The 16,672-nt window shown below is 70.5% G+C and carries 19 protein-coding genes; 16 read left to right on the top strand and 3 right to left on the bottom strand.

The genetic code is table 11. The features are described 5' to 3' along the window. Positions 1 to 39 precede the first annotated feature (39 nt). Genes ADL03_RS29895 through coaD form a run of 3 tightly spaced genes read left to right on the top strand, consistent with a single transcriptional unit; the run spans position 40 to position 2,228 of the window. Positions 40 to 1,113: an MBL fold metallo-hydrolase gene (locus ADL03_RS29895; RefSeq protein WP_053736917.1), complete on the top strand. Its 1,074-nt coding sequence runs from the start codon at positions 40 to 42 to the stop codon at positions 1,111 to 1,113. 24 nt (positions 1,114 to 1,137) lie between these two features. Continuing rightward, entirely contained in the window at positions 1,138 to 1,692 is a 555-nt protein-coding gene (rsmD, locus tag ADL03_RS29890; RefSeq protein ID WP_053736916.1) for a 16S rRNA (guanine(966)-N(2))-methyltransferase RsmD, read from the top strand. A 53-nt stretch (positions 1,693 to 1,745) separates the two neighbouring features. After that, positions 1,746 to 2,228 carry a pantetheine-phosphate adenylyltransferase gene (gene coaD, locus ADL03_RS29885; RefSeq protein WP_053736915.1) on the top strand — a complete coding sequence of 161 codons (483 nt, stop codon included), beginning with the start codon at positions 1,746 to 1,748 and terminating at the stop codon, positions 2,226 to 2,228. Here the strand turns inward: coaD and ADL03_RS29880 are convergent. After that, positions 2,225 to 2,671 carry a GNAT family N-acetyltransferase gene (locus ADL03_RS29880; protein WP_231642417.1) on the bottom strand — a complete coding sequence of 149 codons (447 nt, stop codon included), beginning with the start codon at positions 2,669 to 2,671 and terminating at the stop codon, positions 2,225 to 2,227. The genes coaD and ADL03_RS29880 overlap by 4 nt on opposite strands. 111 nt (positions 2,672 to 2,782) lie before the next feature. Between ADL03_RS29880 and ADL03_RS29875 the strand changes: the two genes are divergently transcribed. The 6 genes from ADL03_RS29875 to mutM all read left to right on the top strand — a co-directional run bounded on the left by ADL03_RS29875 (position 2,783) and on the right by mutM (position 6,327). Then, positions 2,783 to 3,499, top strand: coding sequence for a DivIVA domain-containing protein (locus ADL03_RS29875; protein ID WP_053736914.1), 717 nt, complete (start codon positions 2,783 to 2,785; stop codon positions 3,497 to 3,499). Positions 3,500 to 3,813: 314 nt separating this feature from the next. Next, positions 3,814 to 4,254 carry a DUF177 domain-containing protein gene (locus tag ADL03_RS29870; RefSeq protein ID WP_231642451.1) on the top strand — a complete coding sequence of 147 codons (441 nt, stop codon included), beginning with the start codon at positions 3,814 to 3,816 and terminating at the stop codon, positions 4,252 to 4,254. 2 nt (positions 4,255 to 4,256) lie between these two features. Then, a complete protein-coding gene (rpmF, locus tag ADL03_RS45940) occupies positions 4,257 to 4,439 on the top strand; it encodes a 50S ribosomal protein L32 (protein ID WP_030467958.1) in 183 nt (60 codons plus the stop codon). 17 nt (positions 4,440 to 4,456) lie between these two features. Further along, the gene (rnc, locus tag ADL03_RS29865; RefSeq protein ID WP_053736912.1) at positions 4,457 to 5,260 is read left to right on the top strand and encodes a ribonuclease III; all 804 of its coding nucleotides are present in this window, start codon (positions 4,457 to 4,459) and stop codon (positions 5,258 to 5,260) included. Positions 5,261 to 5,267: 7 nt separating this feature from the next. Further along, positions 5,268 to 5,468, top strand: a complete 201-nt coding sequence (locus ADL03_RS29860; RefSeq protein WP_030467960.1) for a hypothetical protein — start codon at positions 5,268 to 5,270, stop codon at positions 5,466 to 5,468. Between the two features lies 1 nt (position 5,469). Beyond that, complete coding sequence (gene mutM, locus ADL03_RS29855; RefSeq protein ID WP_053736911.1) at positions 5,470 to 6,327, top strand: bifunctional DNA-formamidopyrimidine glycosylase/DNA-(apurinic or apyrimidinic site) lyase; 858 nt, start codon at positions 5,470 to 5,472, stop codon at positions 6,325 to 6,327. Here the strand turns inward: mutM and ADL03_RS47520 are convergent. After that, positions 6,306 to 7,616, bottom strand: a complete 1,311-nt coding sequence (locus ADL03_RS47520) for a toll/interleukin-1 receptor domain-containing protein (protein ID WP_197288748.1) — start codon at positions 7,614 to 7,616, stop codon at positions 6,306 to 6,308. The two genes, mutM and ADL03_RS47520, sit on opposite strands and share 22 nt — an antisense overlap. Here ADL03_RS47520 and ADL03_RS29845 point away from each other — a divergent pair. The 5 genes from ADL03_RS29845 (at position 7,615) to ADL03_RS29825 (ending at position 12,700) form a co-directional block, all read left to right on the top strand. Continuing rightward, positions 7,615 to 9,141, top strand: a complete 1,527-nt coding sequence (locus tag ADL03_RS29845) for a toll/interleukin-1 receptor domain-containing protein (protein WP_082373585.1) — start codon at positions 7,615 to 7,617, stop codon at positions 9,139 to 9,141. The two genes, ADL03_RS47520 and ADL03_RS29845, sit on opposite strands and share 2 nt — an antisense overlap. Beyond that, the gene (locus tag ADL03_RS29840; RefSeq protein ID WP_053736908.1) at positions 9,138 to 10,532 is read left to right on the top strand and encodes a TIR domain-containing protein; all 1,395 of its coding nucleotides are present in this window, start codon (positions 9,138 to 9,140) and stop codon (positions 10,530 to 10,532) included. Before ADL03_RS29845 ends, ADL03_RS29840 begins: the two co-directional genes overlap by 4 nt. Beyond that, positions 10,529 to 11,131 carry a PASTA domain-containing protein gene (locus ADL03_RS49865; protein ID WP_053736907.1) on the top strand — a complete coding sequence of 201 codons (603 nt, stop codon included), beginning with the start codon at positions 10,529 to 10,531 and terminating at the stop codon, positions 11,129 to 11,131. Before ADL03_RS29840 ends, ADL03_RS49865 begins: the two co-directional genes overlap by 4 nt. A 136-nt stretch (positions 11,132 to 11,267) precedes the next feature. Then, the gene (locus tag ADL03_RS29830) at positions 11,268 to 11,591 is read left to right on the top strand and encodes a PadR family transcriptional regulator (protein WP_053736906.1); all 324 of its coding nucleotides are present in this window, start codon (positions 11,268 to 11,270) and stop codon (positions 11,589 to 11,591) included. Next, positions 11,588 to 12,700, top strand: a complete 1,113-nt coding sequence (locus ADL03_RS29825; protein ID WP_053736905.1) for a DUF1700 domain-containing protein — start codon at positions 11,588 to 11,590, stop codon at positions 12,698 to 12,700. Before ADL03_RS29830 ends, ADL03_RS29825 begins: the two co-directional genes overlap by 4 nt. A 33-nt stretch (positions 12,701 to 12,733) precedes the next feature. Here ADL03_RS29825 and ADL03_RS29820 read toward each other — a convergent pair whose 3' ends face one another. Beyond that, on the bottom strand, positions 12,734 to 13,174 hold the full coding sequence (locus ADL03_RS29820) for a MarR family winged helix-turn-helix transcriptional regulator (RefSeq protein WP_053736904.1): 441 nt from the start codon (positions 13,172 to 13,174) through the stop codon (positions 12,734 to 12,736). 283 nt (positions 13,175 to 13,457) lie between these two features. Between ADL03_RS29820 and ADL03_RS29815 the strand changes: the two genes are divergently transcribed. Both ADL03_RS29815 and ADL03_RS29810 read left to right on the top strand, forming a co-directional pair. Further along, positions 13,458 to 15,995, top strand: coding sequence for a DUF4118 domain-containing protein (locus ADL03_RS29815; protein WP_082373596.1), 2,538 nt, complete (start codon positions 13,458 to 13,460; stop codon positions 15,993 to 15,995). After that, positions 15,992 to 16,672 (top strand): response regulator, encoded by a 681-nt coding sequence (locus ADL03_RS29810; RefSeq protein ID WP_053736902.1) that lies wholly within the window; start codon positions 15,992 to 15,994, stop codon positions 16,670 to 16,672. Before ADL03_RS29815 ends, ADL03_RS29810 begins: the two co-directional genes overlap by 4 nt.

Here is a 16,672-nt window from a genome sequence, read left to right as displayed (position 1 = left end):
TTGCACCGGGCACACGGGGTCAGGGAAGAGGGTTGGCAGATGAAGAAGGCGTTGGCCGGGTTGCTCGGACTGGCGGGCGTGGCGTGGGCGCTGCGGGACGTGCCCGCGCAGCTGGGCGGGAAGCCGGACCCGGTCGAGATGGCGCGCTCGCCGCGGTACCGGGGCGGGAAGTTCCACAACGACAGGGAGGTCCGCACCGTCCCCGACCGCGACAACTTCTCCTTGCGCGACTTCCTGGCCGGTGGCGCCGACCGCAGGCCCGCCGCCCCGGTGCCGCTGGTGCGGCCCGCCGCGCCGGTCTCGTCCGGTGTGCACGTGACCTGGTACGGCCACGCGTCGGCGCTGGTGGAGATCGACGGCGCGGCGGTGCTGCTGGATCCCGTGTGGAGTGACCGCGTGTCACCGTCCGCGCACGTGGGACCACGCCGACTGCACCCCGTTCCGCACGAGTTGTCGGATCTGCCGTCTCTCAGCGCGGTCGTGATCTCGCACGACCACTACGACCACCTCGACATGGATACCGTGCGGGCGCTCACGGCCGGGTCGTCGGCGGTGTTCGTCGTGCCGCTGGGCATCGGGGCGCACCTGCGGCGCTGGGCGGTGCCCGAGGAGCGGATCGTGGAGCTGGACTGGGACGAGTCGTTCGAAGTGGACGGTTTCGTGCTCACCTGCACTGCGGCGCAACACTTCTCCGGCCGTTCGGTGCAGCGCGACGTCACGCTGTGGGCGTCGTGGGTGATCGCCCGCGCCGGCCGGTCGGTGTTCTACAGCGGTGACACGGGCTATTTCCCCGGCTACGCGAAGATCGGGCGCGAGCACGGGCCGTTCGACGCGGTGCTGATGCAGGTCGGTGCCTACGGGGACGCGTGGCCCGACATCCACATGACGCCCGAGGACGGGGTCCGCGCGTTCGAGGACCTCGGCGGCGGCCTGTTGATCCCGGTGCACTGGGCGACGTTCAACCTGGCGCTGCACTCGTGGGGTGAGCCGGTGGACCGGGTGTGGCGCGAGGTGAAGGCCCGCGGGCTGAAGCTCGCGGTGCCGCGGCCGGGCGAGCGGGTGGACGTGGACGCGCCGGACGAGGTCGACGGGTGGTGGCAGGGGCTCGCCTGAGCCGGCGCCTGGGACGATGGGCGGGTGACACGAATTGTTGCCGGGTCCGCGGGCGGGCGGCGGCTGAAGGTGCCGCCGAAGGGCACCAGGCCGACGTCGGAGCGGGTGCGCGAGGCGTTGTTCAGCTCCCTGGAGTCCCTCTTCGACCTCGACGGCGCCCAGGTCCTCGACCTCTACGCGGGCTCGGGCGCGCTCGGGTTCGAGGCGCTGAGCAGGGGAGCGGGGCACGCCACGTTCGTCGAGTCCGACAAGCGGGCGGCGGACGTGCTCCGGTCCAACGCGCGTGAGCTGGGCTTCGGCAACACGACGATCGCGAACCGCACGGCTGAGGCGTTCGTCACGGCCGAGGGGGAGAAGTTCGACGTCGTGTTCGCCGACCCGCCGTACGCGGTGGGCGACGACGAGCTCGCCAAGGTGCTGCGGGGGATCGTCCCCAGGCTCGCCGACGACGCCCTCCTGGTCGTGGAACGTGCTTCGCGCAGCGGCGAACCAGCGTGGCCCGACGAGGTGGAACCCTTGCGGGCCAAGCGATATGGCGACACGGCGGTGTACTGGGGCCGGGTACGTGCTGATGGGTGACGAGAACCACGGACCCGCCTGGAGGCGTCCGATCGGGTGCTAACGTCCGCCTCATGACGCGTGCCGTGTACCCCGGCTCCTACGACCCGGTAACGAACGGCCACCTGGACATCATCGGGAGAGCCGCGCACCTGTTCGACGAGGTCGTCGTCGCCGTGCTCATCAACAAGAACAAGCGCACCCTGTTCAACGTCGAAGAGCGTCAGGACATGCTGCGCGAGGTCACCTCGCAGTGGGACAACGTGCGGGTGGACTCGTGGCACGGCCTGCTGGTCGACTACTGCCGCGAGAACCACATCAAGGCCATCGTGAAGGGCCTGCGCGCGGTCAGCGACTACGACTACGAGCTGCAGATGGCGCAGATGAACCACCAGCTCACCGGCGTCGACACGCTGTTCATGCAGGCCAGCCCGCAGTACTCGTTCCTGGCGTCGTCGCTGGTCAAGGAAGTGGCGACCTACGGCGGGGACGTGTCGACGCTGCTGCCGGCGAGCGTCGAGCAGCGGCTGCAGCAGCGCCTCGCCGAGACCCGCTAGAGGGTCAGCTTCATCCCCACGTGCGACGCGGTGAACCCGAGCCGCTCGTAGAACCGGTGCGCGTCCGTGCGCGACGCGTCCGTCGTCAGCTGCACCATGCCGCAGCCGCGCGCCCGCGCCTCGTTGAGCGCCCACCTGAGCAGCCGCTCACCGAGGCCGCCGCCGCGCTGGTCGGAACGCACCCGCACGGCCTCCACGGTCGCGCGGGTCATGCCCAGCCGCGACAACCCGGACGTGAACGTCAGCTGCAGCGTGCCCACGACCTCCTCACCCGCGACCGCCACCGCGAGGAACTGGTGCGGGTCGGCGTCGATCACCTCGAACGCCGTCAGGTAGGCCGGGTCGCCGGGCTTCTCCCTGGCCGCGCCCAGCGGGTCGTCGGCGAGCATCGCCACGATCGGGTCGACATCGGCGGCGGTCGCACGCCTGATGGTGATCTCCACGTTCCCCCCAAGGTGTCGCCGAATCCTGACACGCCCTGCCGATCTCCCTCTTTCGGGGAGACCGGCAGGGCACACTTGTGGGTGGGAGCCACAGAGGTTGGGGAGTGAGACGTGTACCGGGTGTTCGAGGCACTCGACGAGCTGGTGACGATCGTCGAGGAAGCGCGCGGAGTTCCGATGACCTCGGGCTGCGTGGTGCCGCGCGGCGACGTGCTCGAACTGCTCGACGACGTCCGCGACGCGATCCCCGCCGAGCTGGACGACGCGCAGGACGTGCTGGACCACCGCGACGAGCTCGTCGGCAAGGCCAAGCACGAGGCGGAAGCCGGCGTGTCCAAGGCCCGTTCGGACGCCGAGCGCATCCTCGCGGAGGCGCAGGCGGAGGCCGAGGCGATGCTGTCCGACGCGCGTGCCCGCGCGGAGCGGATGGTCGCGGAGGCGGAGGACCAGGCGCAGCGCACGGTCGCCGCCGGCCGCCAGGAGTACGACGACCTCGTGGGCCGTTCGCACGCGGAGGCGGAGCGGATGATCCAGGCCGGCCGGGCCAACTACGAGCGCGCCACCGAGGAGGGCCGCGCCGAGCAGGCCAGGCTCGTCAACGAGCAGGAGGTCGTGCGCGCGGCGCACGCCGAGGCCGCCCGCCTGCTCGACGCCGCGCAGAACGAGTCGATCCGGCTGCGGTCGGAGTGCGACGCCTACGTCGACGGCAAGCTCGCGGACTTCGAGGACCTCCTCGCCCACACCCTGCGCTCGGTCGGCAAGGGCCGCTCGCACCTGCGCGGGCCGGCCGTGGCGGGCGCCGCGGCACCGTTCGACTACGGCTCCTGACCTTCACCCTTTCGTGTTCCGGCAGGCCCGGAACCGGGGAGAGGGCGCCTGAACGTGTGATTCGCGTTACGTCAGGCGGGCGCGATCACCTGGCGATTTCACGTGGGGACGCGTTGTCCCGTACCCTGGACCGGCTGGACGTGGTAGGTCCCCGTTCGAGCAAAAACCCGATCATGACTGAGCATCGTCACGCGTCCACGCGTCCCACAGCATCAGGACCCTGGGTCTTCGACACCAGGGACCTCGGCCGTCGCGCCGGTTCCAGCCGACCCTTCGTACGGTCGGTGCCCGCCGCTGGAGTGGGGTTGCTCGGGGTGATCGCGGTGCCGGAAGGCGGGGAAGTCGAGCTCGACCTCCTGACCGAGTCGGTCGTGGAGGGCGTTCTCGTCTCGGGAACCGCGTTCGCCAAGGTCGAGGGTGAGTGCTCGCGCTGTCTCGAGCCCATCACCGATGAGGTCGAGGTCCGGATCACGGAGCTGTACGCGTGGCCGGACAGCACCACGGACGAGACCACCGATGAAGACGAGATCAGTCGGATCGAGAACGATCTGATCGACCTCGAGCCTGTGGTGCGGGACGCCATCGTCCTCGCGCTGCCGCAGGCGCCGCTCTGCGAGCCGGACTGCAAGGGGCTTTGCTCCGAGTGTGGTGGCAGGTGGGCGGAGCTCGGGCCCGACCACGGGCATGAGACGATCGACCCTCGTTGGGCCGCGTTGCAAGAGCGGTTCAGCGATGACAACAACGAGGAGAAGTAGTCGTGGCCGTCCCGAAGCGGAAGATGTCGCGCTCGAACACCCGTGCGCGCCGTTCCCAGTGGAAGACGTCTGCCGTGCACCTGGTGGCGTGCTCCAACAAGGCTTGCCGCCAGCCGAAGCCGCAGCACGTCGCCTGCCCGGCCTGTGGTCAGTACGCTGGCCGCCAGGTCGCTCAGCCGGCCTGATCTCCTCCGGTAACGCAGTGGGGGGAAAGCCGCCGCGCGCTCCGCAAGCTGACCGCGCGACTTTGTCCGAAGCGCTCGGCGTCGAGTTGGACGCCGAGCTGCTCGGGCTTTCGCTCACCCACCGGTCGTACGCGTACGAGAACGGCGGGCTACCGCCGAACGAGCGTCTCGAGTTCCTGGGAGACGCCGTACTGGGGCTGGTCGTCACCGACCACCTCTACCGCACTCACCCGGACCTGCCAGAGGGTCAGCTCGCGAAGCTCCGCGCCAGCGTGGTCAACATGCACGCTCTCGCCGGTGTCGCGCGCAACCTGGGTGAGGGCGGTCTCGGTGCACACCTGCTGCTCGGGCGCGGCGAAGAGCTGACCGGCGGCAGGGACAAGGCGAGCATCCTCGCCGACGGCCTGGAAGCCGTCATCGGTGCGGTGTACCTGCAGTTCGGTATCGATACCGCACGAACGTTCGTTCACCGGCTGTTCGATCCACTCTTGGCCAAAGCTCCGCTCTTGGGTGCTGGACTGGACTGGAAGACAAGCCTGCAGGAGCTCACCGCTCAAGCCAGTCTCGGCGTCCCGGAGTACCGCGTGGACGACCAGGGGCCGGACCACCGCAAGGAGTTCACCGCCACGGTGCTCGTCGGTGGCCAGCCCTACGGCAAGGGTGATGGGCGCACCAAGAAGGAAGCCGAGCAGAAGGCCGCTGAAGCGGCCTATCATGTTCTGTCGGAACGCGTACAGGCCGAGCAGGAGTCGGCCTCGTCCGCGAACGGACAGAATGGCGCCTCGGTGACGCCAGGGACCTCCCCAACCGAGGAAGACTGAGACCGCAATGTATGCGACCAGGAACCGCACGAACCGCCGCACCCGCACCGTCCGCGGGCCGGTGAACACCTCCCGCAGCGGAGGCATCCAGGGCCTTGTGCTGGTCAGGGACACGAGCCGGGCCGGTGTGTGGGTGCTCAAGCCCACCAAGCCGCAGGCCGCCGTGATCGAGGCACAGCCCGTCGACGAGGGCAAGTCCGAAGCCTGACGTGCCTGAGCTCCCAGAGGTCGAGGTCGTTCGCCTCGGCCTCGAAGCCCACGTCGCCGGCCGGGTCATCTCCTCGGTGGAGGTGCTGCACCCGCGTGCAATCCGGCGGCACGACCTGGGCTCCGCGGACTTCTGCGCGCGCCTGGCCGGTCAGCCGATGACCGCAGCCAGGCGCCGCGGCAAGTACCTCTGGGTGGAACTGGCCGACAAAGCCGCCATGCTCGCCCACCTGGGCATGAGCGGCCAGATGCTCGTCCAGCCCGCTGACGCGCCGGACGAGAAACACCTGCGTGTGCGGTTCCGGTTCGCCGACGGCGGACCGGAGCTGCGCTTCGTCGACCAACGAACCTTCGGCGGCCTCGCGCTGGCCGAGCTGGTCGAGGTCGACGGCACGCTGGTCCCCGACACGGTCGCGCACATCGCCCGCGACCCGATGGACCCTCTTTTCTCCCGTGATGCTGCCGTGCGCGCGTTGCGCCTGCGTCACACCGAGATCAAACGAGCGCTGCTCGACCAGACCCTCGTCTCCGGCATCGGCAACATCTACGCCGACGAGGCCCTCTGGCGGGCCAAGCTGCACGGCACCCGCATGACGGACAAGCTCACCAAGGTCAAGGCCGCCGAGGTGCTCGACCACGCCACCGACGTGATGCGCGAGGCACTCGGGCAGGGCGGGACGTCGTTCGACGCGCTCTACGTGAACATCAACGGCCAGTCCGGCTACTTCGACCGGTCGCTCAACGCGTACGGCCAGGAGAACCGGCCGTGCAAGCGGTGCGGCGCGACGATGATCCGAGAGCCGTTCATGAACAGGTCCTCGTTCTCCTGCCCGCGCTGTCAGCCGCGCCCCAGGTCCTGACTCTGAGTCGACCGGTCCTGGATCCGTTGCACGCGGACCTGCACCTCGTCGGCCACCTCGCGCCGCGCCCAGCGCTGCCAGCGGAACGCCGTCTCGACGGTGGTCCCGGCGATGACCACGACGACGGCGAGCGCGATCGCGGACACCCGGAACCGCAGCGCGGGCTGTGCGGCCGTGGTCAGCAACCCCACGGTCGCCGCCGCCCACACCGCGTACAGCCACAGCCGCCCGGGCCAGTCGGAGGTGAGCCAGCGCCACCGGCCGCGGCTCGCGTCCCGCGCGAGGACGTCGGCGGCGTTCTCCAGGTGCAGGAGGTGCCAGCGGACCCGCTGCGGGTCGGCGGTGGTGTGCTTGCGCAGCAGGCGTTCGAGCTCGCGGCGCACCGGTGCCGGTTTCACCGGGGGTTGCAGCGCCACCGGCCAGTGGTCCTCGCGGAACTTCTCGGTCTTGTAGGCCTTGAGGACCAGGAACACCAGCTGGAAGCTCGCGACAGCGGCGCAGAAGACCAGCAACGGCCGCGCCATCCGTGGGATCGGTGTGCCGACGGCCAGCGCTGCCGGCGACCCGATGATGACGATGAGCAACGGCAACGCCACCAGCAGGAAGTACCTGGTGGGGTCGAGGTCGTGCGCGACCTGTTCAACCGTGTTGAGCGGCTTTCGGACCAGCGAGGCGCACACGATCGCGATCATCACCGCGATCAGGACCACGATCCCGAACACCGCGAGGTAGGCGGCCAGCTCCCGCCACTCGCGCGGCATCAGCAGCACCGGTACGGCGAACGCGACGGCGCCGAGCACCCCTGCGACCGGCCCGGCCCACGGTCGTGGCGGCGTCTCGGCGACGGCCGCGCGCCGCCGCGGTTCGGCGTCGATCTTCTCGACCAGACCGTCGTGGCCGGGGTCGTCGGTCGCGCGGTGGGCCTGGAAGTGCGCGAGCTCCCTGATCGTGCGCGGCAGCTCGTGCGCCCTGGGCATCGCCGTGCCCTCCATCAGCAACGGGATGATCGTCTTCCCGGCGTCGAGGGCCCACCTGATCTCGTTGTGCACCCAGTCCGTGCCGTCGGTCCGCAGCTCCCGCGCCCAGCCGGGGTGGATCACGACCACCACCACGTCGGACCGGTCGAGGTGGCGGCGCAGCTGGTTGGGGTAGCGGCGGCCGTGGCCGATCGAGGCGGAGTCGAGGAAGACGTTGCCGTTGCCGAACCGCTCGGCCAGCCGACCGTGCAGCGCCCGCACGAACGCGATGCGCTTGTCGTGCCGCCGGTAGTTGAGGAACGTGCCGCCCATGCCGAGCGACCGTAGCGGTTCGGACACCGAGAGCGACAAGACGGTGGGGGAACCGAGTTCCGGCCCGTTGCTCACCGGCATGCTGGAGGCGGTGGGGTTTTGGGAACGTCGTGGGGGAGGACCGATGAGCGGCGGCATCTTCGTCAGCTACCGCAAGATGCACAACGGAGAACGCCGAGTCCACGCGCAGACGATCGAGGCCGTCGTCGACCGTCTCCAGCACCACTTCGGTGAGGAGAAGGTGCTCGTCGACATGGAGCTGGAGCCGGGCGTCCACTACCCGTCCAAGCTCCGCGACTGGCTGCGGGACTGCGAGGTCGTGCTGGTCGTGATCCACCGCGAGTGGCTGGACGACCTCAGGGCCCGTCGCGGTGAGAAGTGGGACTGGGCGCGCTGGGAGGTCGAGACCGCGCTCGCCATGGGCCTGCACCTCGTCCCGGTGCTGCTCGACAACGCCCGGCTGCCCGGCAAGGAACAGCTGCTCGCCGAGGACTTCCCCGGCCTGGCCGAGCTCGGCACCCGGCAGTACTGGCGGATCGGCTTCGGCAGCTGGAAGAAGGAGCTGGCGGAGCTGCTGCGAGCGCTGGAGGTGCGGGTCGCCACCGAGTCCATGCCGGCGGCGGAACGCCCGGAGCCCAGACCCCGCAAGCACTTCTGGGCGGAGATGGCCGCGGCCGTGGCGACCGGCCTGGCGGCGCCGTGGGTGCTGGCCCACTCACCGGCGGGGCAGAACCAGCCGCAGGAGTTCCTGGTGGCGCTGTCGATCGCGATGACCGTGGTGCTGGTCGTGTGGCTGGTGGTGGTCGCGGCTTACTTCGCGCTGCGGCGCCTGTACGACCGGTACGACGTGCTGTTCGCCGAGGCCGGGCCGAACTCCAAGATCACCAACGGCCTGCTCGTCGTGGGCATCGGTCTCCTCCTGATGGTCCTCGGCGCGGCGCTGTCGTACCAGGCGGTCGTGGCGGTGGTGCTGGTGGTCGCCGCGTTCGCCTTCGCGAGGGGCCACCGGTGGGTGGAGGTACGACGCCGTGAGCGGTGGCCGTACCCGCACCTCGAACTGCGGTCCGAGGCCGTCCGCGGTGTGCTCGGGCACGCCGGCCGGTTCGTGGCCGAACGCGACCTGCTCACCAGGGTCGAGCGGGACCAGGTCGAGTTCGTGCTCGGGCAGGTCGAATGGGCGCGGCGGCGGATGGACGACCTCGGCCGCCTGGGCAGGTGGGCGTGGTTGCGGCAGGCGGAGAGCCTGCTGCCGGCGGCGTACGTGCTCGTCCTCGCCACGATGGCCGGCTCCGCGGTGCTCGCGGTCGCCGGGGGAGCCGTTCCGTCCTACGGGGCGTTCCTCGCCGGCTCCGTCGTCGTGGCGCTGCTGTGCTGCCCCGTCACCTTCGAGCTCGCGTTCCGGTTGCGGCGGTGGCAGCGCCGGACCGTGGTGGCGGACCTGCCCGCTCGCGTCGACCGGGTGCGCGCGCGGCTCGCCGAGATCAGCATTCCGCCCGCACGGGCGGGCGTGGTGGAGGACCGATGAGCGGCGGGATCTTCGTCAGCTACCGCAAGATGCACAACGGTGAACGCCGCGTCCACGCCCAGACGATCGAGGCGATCGTCGACCGCCTCCGCCGGCACTTCGGCGCGGAGAAGGTCCTGGTCGACATGGACCTGAAGGCGGGTGACCACTACCCGTCCAGGCTGCGCGGCTGGCTGCGGGACTGCGAGGTGGTGCTCGTGATCATCCACCGCGAGTGGCTGGCCGACCTCCGGGCCCGTCGCGGTGAGCAGTGGGACTGGGCGCGGTGGGAGGCGGAGACCGCGCTCGCCATGGGGTTGCACGTGGTCCCGGTGCTGCTCGACAACGCCCGGCTGCCGGGCAAGGACACGCTGATCGCCGAGGGCTTCCCCGACCTCGCCGAGCTGAGCACCCGGCAACGCCACCAGATCGGCTTCGGCGAGTGGCAGAAGCTCGCGGAACTGTTCCGCGCCCTCGAAGTCAGGGTGGCCACGGCGCCCCCGCCGGTTCCCGAGCGCCCGGAACCCGTCCGCCGCAACGGTTTCTGGCCACTCGCGGCGGTCGTGACCGGCCTGGGCGTGCCGTGGCTGGCGGCGCGGCTGCTGGTGCCGGACGAGCAGGTGCGGCTCGCGGTGCTGGTCGCGCTGGCGATCGCCCTGAACCTCCTGCTCGTCGTCCCGCTGGGGGTGGTCGCGTTCACCCACCTCGCCCGCCGCCGGCTGGACGAGTCCGACCAACGGCTCGCCGAGATCTCGCACGACGTGAAGACCAACATCACCGTCGGGCTGGTGGTGGCCGGGCTCGGCATCACCGTGCTGCTGGGCAGCAGGCTGTTGCCGTGGCAGGCGGTCCTGCCGGTGCTCGCGGTGGTCGTCTGGCTCATCGTCATGGAGGGACACCGGTGGTTGCACGACCGGCGTGGCGAGCTGTGGCCCTACGCCCGGCTGGTGCCGAGCCCGGCGGCGATCCGCGGTGCCCTCGCACACGTCCGCCGGTTCACGGCCGGTCGCGATCTGCTCACCAGGGTCGAGCGCGACCAGGTCGGCTTCGTGCTCGGCCAGGTCGAGTGGGCGCGGCAGCGGCTGATCGACCTCAACCGGCTGGGCCGGTGGGAGTGGCTGCGGCGGTCGGCGAGCCTGTTGCCGGCACTGCACCTGCTCGTGCTCGCCGCGGTGATCGGGTCCGCCGCGGGTGCCGTCGTCGAAGGGGCAGGCCCGGACCTCTGGGTGGTGCTCGCGGTGTCCGTCGTCGTGGCGGCGCTCTGCCACCTCGGTGCGGTCGAGCTCGCGTTCCGCAGGCAGCACTGGTGCCGTGCGGTCGTCATCGACACCACGCCCGCCGAGGCGGACCACCTGCGGGACGTGCTCGCCCGCATCAGCATTCCGCCCGCCCGACAGGAGAACGCCGGATGAAGATCGCCATCGCCCTGCTCGTCCTCGTGCTCGCCGGGTGCGGGAACACGCCGCCGCCGAGCCCGGCCACGCAGAGCCCGCCCACGCAGAACACGCCCACCGTTGCCGGGCCGAAGGTGCCGAAGGTCGTGGCGCTGCGGCTCGCCGAGGCGCGCGAAACGCTGAAGGCACAGGGATACCGGGTGGCCGAGGAGGACGAGACCGGGCAGCGGCGGCCGGTCCTCGAACCGCAGAACTGGGTCGTCACCTCCCAGCTGCCGGAGGCCGGCGCCGACGCACCGGGAGGGACGGAGGTGGTCCTCAAGGTCCGCAAGCCCACGGACGCGCCGACGAGCCAGCCGCCGCCCGCGAAGGGGACGGTGCCGAACGTCGTGTGCCTCGACCTGCAGAAGGCGCAGGACACGTTGCAGGCGGCGGGGTTCCTCCTGCTGGGCTCGGAGGACGCGACCGGGCAGGGCAGGCAGCAGGTGGTGGACCGCAACTGGGTCGTGGTCAGCCAGTCCGCGCCGGCGGGCAGCACGCCCGACGCCAAGACCAAGATCACGCTCGGCGCCGTGAAGTTCGGTGAGCCGACCGGGTCATCGGGGTGCAAGAGCTGAGCGAGACGCTCCGGAAACGGCCTCCCAGGGCGCTGACCTGGGAGGCCGTCCCGTTTCGCGCCGCCGGACCAACGGGTTGGACAGTACTGCGCGATGCGTAGTAGTGTCCACGGCGCAACAGCGGGTCGGAGGGGCCATGGACACCAGTCAACTGCTCAAGGGGGTGCTGGACCTCGCCGTGCTTGCGGTGCTGCGCAAGGACGACGGGTACGGCTACGACGTGGTGCGCAGACTGCGCGCCGGGGGATTGAACGACGTGGGGGACGCGTCGGTGTACGGCACGCTGCGACGGCTCTACAACGCGGGGATGTTGACCTCGTACGTGGTGCCGAGCGAAGAGGGCCCGCACCGCAAGTACTACAGCATCAACGAGCCGGGACGGCTGCGCCTGGCCGAGTCGAGGGACACGTGGCGGTCGTTCGCGAGCACGCTGGACGGCTTGCTCGGGGAGGTCGCATGAACACGCAGGCACTCGGTGTCGAGCACTACGTGGCCGGGATGCGGGCGGCGCTCGACGACCTGCCTCCGCACGAGGTCGCCGAGATCATGGAGGACGTCGAGGCGCACGTCGCGGAGCTGTCGACCGAACTGGGCGAGGACGAGACGCTGGAGCAGCGGCTGGGTTCGCCCGAGCAGTACGCGCAGGAGCTGCGCCAGGCGGCCGGGTACCCGCCGCGGACCGAACGGCTGCCGGTGACGGCGAAGCAGCCGCTGCTGACGCGGCCGCGTGCGGCGGCGTGGGGGCTCGCGATCGCCACGGGGATCACGCTGCTCGCGGGCGTCACGGCGTTGCGCGAGCCGGCGATCCTGCTGCTGCCCGCGGTGATCGCCGTGCTGAGCCTCGCGCTGGTGCAGGACCGCGGTCCCGCGCAGACCGAGGTGATGAACCTGCGCGAGACGATCAAGGTCAAGGAGTGGCTGACGCCGCAGGAGGGCACGCCGGCTGAACGCGCGCTGACGTACCTGCGGTCGCTGCAGCCCGCGTGGTGGCTGGTGCGGGCCGGTCTGCTCGGTCTGGCGGCCGTGCTGCTGGCCGGTCGCGACCTGCTCGGGTTCCTCGCCGTGGCGGCTGTCGCCGTGGTGTCGGTGTTCGCGGCGCCGCGGTCCAAGGTCGACCGCCGGTGGCTGTGGTTCAGCCTGCCGGTCAGCGCACTGGCGGTCGGCGTGCTGTTCTCGGTGGTCGACGTGGCGTCCGACCAGCTGCGGTTCGGCAACGCGGCGCGGCAGTCGTACTCGAGCCCGGTGGTGCGCGAGTACGAGAACATCTACGTCCGCGACGAGAACGGCAAGCTGCTCACCAACGTGCTGCTGTACGACGAGGACGGGCAGCCCATCAACGCGGCCGACCGGCACTACGGCTGCAGCAACCGCGGTGACGAGCCGATGATTCCGGCGAACCAGTATCCCCGCCCGAAGATCGACTACGAAAACGGTGTCTGTTACACCGTGACACCGAGTGCGGACACTCCGTCATCAGCGCCGAGTGTGACGGGTTCGAGCGCGCCACCGCCTTCCAGTGGCGCACCCTCGAACTCGGTGACACCCACTTCTGTGTCACCGAGCAAGTAATCCGGGAGCGGGACCCGTCGGGGGGTCCCGCTCCTACTTGTTTTCCTGCGGTTCGGCCAGGTGGCGCAATACGGGCATGGCCGCCCGCAGGAGTTCGCGGTCTTCCGGCGAAAGTTCGGACATTCTTTCACTCAATAGTTCGGCTTCGCCGTGAGCAAGCGACAGGATCGTGTCGCGACCGACTTCGGTGAGCACGACAATCGTGGCTCTGCCATCGGCCGCGTCGGGCTCCCTGCGCACCAGCCCGGTGGACTCCAGGCTGGTCACGACCGTTGTGGCGGTCGGTTGCGAACAGAGTGCGCGCACCGCGATCTCGCCGATCCGCATAGGGCCGTGGGTGCTCAGTTCTGACAGCACCAATAACTGGGTGGGTTGCAGACGACGGGCCGGAGCGGCCTGTCGAAGACTTCGCACCAGCCGGTGCACGGCCACCACGAGTTGAAGTGCCTCGTGGTTGGTGACGGTGGTGGGCATCGTTTCTCCGCGCGCATGTGATTGTCCGAATTCGGACACGAACCCTGGCACTTTCCCTCATTCACGCTCCGCGCGCTATCCGCCAACTGCCGATAACCCATTCGGCCGTTGTGGTGACCGGAGGTGTCACAGGCCGCGTCCGGAACACATGAATGTGCTGGTAAACGGCGTAAAAAGCGCAGTTCGCTTCACTCGAACGGTCGGCGTGCGCGGGCATGAATCCGGCGGGACAGAACATGTGACGAACATCGGCGAACGAACGGTCCGGTGGCCGGGTGGCGCAATGCGTACCCCCGAACGGCCGGTGCGGGCTCGGGGGCAGACTGGCTTCGTGAGTGCGAAACCCAGGCGTGGCGAGCTCCGCATCTACCTCGGTGCCGCTCCCGGTGTCGGCAAGACGTTCGCGATGCTCGGCGAGGCGCATCGCCGCAGGGAACGCGGCACGGACGTGGTCGTCGGGTTCGTGGAGACGCACGGCCGCGCGAAGACCGCCGGACTGGTCGCGGGGCTGGAAACCGTGCCGCGCCGGCACAGCACGCACCGCGGTGTCGAGCTCACCGAGATGGACGTGGACGCCGTGCTGGCCCGTGCGCCCGAGGTCGCCGTCGTGGACGAGCTCGCCCACACGAACGTGCCGGGCTCCCGTAATGCAAAACGGTGGCAAGATGTCGAAGAACTGCTCGACGCCGGCATTGATGTGCTCTCCACCGTGAACGTGCAACACCTCGAATCACTCAATGACGTCGTTCATCGCATAACGGGCGTACCGCAGCAGGAAACCGTCCCGGACGAGGTCGTGCGCAAAGCGGAACAGACCCAGCTGGTCGACCTCACGCCGGAGGCTTTGCGGCGCAGGCTCGCGCACGGCGACGTCTACGCGGCCGCGAAGATCGACGCCGCGCTCGGCAACTACTTCCGCGTCGGGAACCTCACGGCGTTGCGGGAGCTCGCGCTGCTGTGGGTCGCGGACCAGGTCGACGTCGCACTGCTGCGCTATCGCGCCGAACAGCAGATCACCGACACGTGGGAGACCCGCGAACGTGTCGTCGTCGCCATCACCGGCGGCCAGGAGAGCGAGACGCTCATCCGTCGCGCGCGCCGCATCGCCACGCGCGCGGGTGGCGACCTCCTCGTCGTGCACGTCCTACGCGGTGATGGCCTCGCGGGCGCCGATCCGCACTCGTTGCAGAAGTACCGCAAGCTAACCGAGGACGTCGGGGCCACGTTCCACACCGTCGTCGGCGACGACGTGCCGACCGCGCTGATGGAGTTCTCGCGCGGGGTGAACGCCACCCAGCTGGTGGTCGGCACCTCGCGCCGGTCGCGGCTCGCGCGCGCGTTCTCCGCCGGGATCGGGTCGACGGTCGTGCAGGAGTCCGGCGCTATCGACGTCCACATGGTCACGCACCCGGCGAGCGGCGGTGGCCGGCGCGCGCGGTTCGCCGCCAGTCCGCTCCGGCCGAGCCGGCTCGCGTGGGGCTGGTTCCTGGCCGTGGCGGGGCCCGCGGTGGTCACGGCGGTGGGCGCCACGCTGCGGGAGGGCGTGAACTTCTCCACGAACGTCATCGCGTACCTGCTGGTCACCCTGGTCGTCGCGATCGTCGGCGGGCTCGGTCCTGCGGTCACGGCGGCGCTGGTCAGCGCGTTGCTGCTGAACTTCTACTTCACCGAGCCCGTCTACACGTTCACGATCGACGCGCAGCAGAACGTGCTCACCTTCTTCGCGATGATCATCGTGGGCGTGTCGACCGCGCTGGTGGTGGACTCCGCCGCCCGCCGCGCCACCCAGGCCGCGCGCGCTCGTACCGAGGCCACGCTCCTCGCCTCGTACGCGCGCACCGTGCTCACGGACCCATATCCGGTCGCGCGACTGCTCGAAAAGGTGCGCGAGAACTTCGGGCTGGCGTCGGTCGCGATGCTCGAACGCGGCGAGGGCCGGTGGCAGCGCGTGGCGGCCGTGGGCGCCAACCCGCCGGACGAGCCCGACGACGCCGAGATCGACGTCGCGGTCACACCGGACGTGCACCTGGCAGCACGCGGGCGGTCGTTGCGGGCGTCCGACCGGCGGGTGCTGGAGGCGGCCGCGGGCCAGGCCCTGCTGGCGCTGCGCCAGCAACGGGTCGCGGACCAGGCTGCGGAGGCCCAGCGTCAGGCCTCGCGGACCGAGCTGCGCACCGCGTTGCTCTCCGCCGTCGGTCACGACCTGCGCACCCCGCTGACCTCGATCAAGGCGTCCGTGGGGGCGTTGCGCGACCCGGAGCTGACGCTGTCGGCGCAGGACACGGCCGAGCTGCTGGAGACCGTGGAGGAGTCGGCGGACCGGCTCACCGGGCTCGTCGACAACCTGCTCGACTCCTCGCGGCTCGCGACCGGCGCCGTCGAACCGCAGTTCCGCGCGGTCGGCTACTACGAGGCCGTCGCGCTGGCGTTGCGGGGCCTGAGCGGTGACATCGAGGTCGACGTCCCCGAGTCGCTGCCGCCGGTGCGCGCGGATGTCGGACTGCTCGAACGGGTGATCGCGAACGTCGTCGGCAACGCGCTGCGGTACGCCGGTGCCGTGGCCGTGCGGGCCAGTGCCCACGGCAGCGAGGTGGAGCTGCGGGTCGTCGACCACGGCCGCGGCCTGCCCAGCGGGTCGGCGGAGGCGGTGTTCGCCCCGTTCCAGCGCCTCGGCGACCGCACGCCGGGTGGTGTCGGTCTCGGTCTGAGCGTGGCGAAGGGCTTCACCGAGGCCATGGCGGGCACGATCACCGTGGAGGACACGCCCGGCGGCGGCCTCACCGTCGTGATCTCGCTGCCGGCGCAGGAGGGACAGCTGTGACGAAGGTGCTGGTCGTCGACGACGAGCCGCAGATCGTGCGCGCGCTGCGGATCAACCTCGCCGCACGCGGCTACGAGGTGCTCACCGCGCCCGACGGCGCGACGGCGCTGCGGCTGGCCGCCGACGGCAGGCCCGACGTCGTGGTCCTCGACCTGGGCCTGCCCGACATGGACGGCACCGACGTCATCGCGGGCCTGCGCGGCTGGACGACGTTGCCGATCATCGTGCTCTCCGCCCGCACCGACTCCCGCGACAAGGTCGACGCGCTGGACGCCGGTGCCGACGACTACGTGACGAAACCGTTCGGCATGGACGAGCTGCTGGCCCGGCTGCGCGCCGCCGTCCGCCGCTGCGCCGCCACCGGGCCCGAGGACGAGCCCGTCGTGCGGACGGCGTCGTTCACCGTGGACCTGGCGGCCAAGCGGGTGCTGAAGGACGGCGCGGAGGTGCACCTCACGCCCACCGAGTGGGGACTGCTGGAGGTGCTGGCGCGCAACACGGGCAAGCTGGTGGCGCAGAAACAGCTGCTGCGCGACGTCTGGGGACCCGCGTACGAGAAGGAGACGCACTACCTGCGGGTCTACCTCGCCCAGCTGCGCCGCAAGCTCGAACCGGAGCCCGCACGGCCGCGCCACCTGCTGACCGAAGCCGGCATGGGCTACCGGTTCGAACCCTAG

It is taken from the genome of Nocardia sp. NRRL S-836 (genome assembly GCF_001279525.1).
In the GTDB taxonomy this organism is placed as follows: domain Bacteria; phylum Actinomycetota; class Actinomycetes; order Mycobacteriales; family Pseudonocardiaceae; genus Lentzea.
This window is presented reverse-complemented; position numbering and strand designations above follow the sequence as displayed.

What these genes read in the sequence shown, in the direction of transcription:
- ADL03_RS29895 (WP_053736917.1), top strand. Translation starts at nt 40, where the DNA reads ATGAAGAAGGCGTTGGCCGGGTTGCTCGGACTGGCGGGCGTGGCGTGG.
- coaD (WP_053736915.1), top strand. Translation starts at nt 1,746, where the DNA reads ATGACGCGTGCCGTGTACCCCGGCTCCTACGACCCGGTAACGAACGGC.
- ADL03_RS29860 (WP_030467960.1), top strand. Translation starts at nt 5,268, where the DNA reads ATGTATGCGACCAGGAACCGCACGAACCGCCGCACCCGCACCGTCCGC.
- ADL03_RS29845 (WP_082373585.1), top strand. Translation starts at nt 7,615, where the DNA reads ATGCCGAGCGACCGTAGCGGTTCGGACACCGAGAGCGACAAGACGGTG.
- ADL03_RS47520 (WP_197288748.1), bottom strand. Translation starts at nt 7,616, where the DNA reads ATGGGCGGCACGTTCCTCAACTACCGGCGGCACGACAAGCGCATCGCG.
- ADL03_RS29840 (WP_053736908.1), top strand. Translation starts at nt 9,138, where the DNA reads ATGAGCGGCGGGATCTTCGTCAGCTACCGCAAGATGCACAACGGTGAA.
- ADL03_RS49865 (WP_053736907.1), top strand. Translation starts at nt 10,529, where the DNA reads ATGAAGATCGCCATCGCCCTGCTCGTCCTCGTGCTCGCCGGGTGCGGG.
- ADL03_RS29830 (WP_053736906.1), top strand. Translation starts at nt 11,268, where the DNA reads ATGGACACCAGTCAACTGCTCAAGGGGGTGCTGGACCTCGCCGTGCTT.
- ADL03_RS29825 (WP_053736905.1), top strand. Translation starts at nt 11,588, where the DNA reads ATGAACACGCAGGCACTCGGTGTCGAGCACTACGTGGCCGGGATGCGG.
- ADL03_RS29820 (WP_053736904.1), bottom strand. Translation starts at nt 13,174, where the DNA reads ATGCCCACCACCGTCACCAACCACGAGGCACTTCAACTCGTGGTGGCC.
- ADL03_RS29815 (WP_082373596.1), top strand. Translation starts at nt 13,458, where the DNA reads ATGCGTACCCCCGAACGGCCGGTGCGGGCTCGGGGGCAGACTGGCTTC.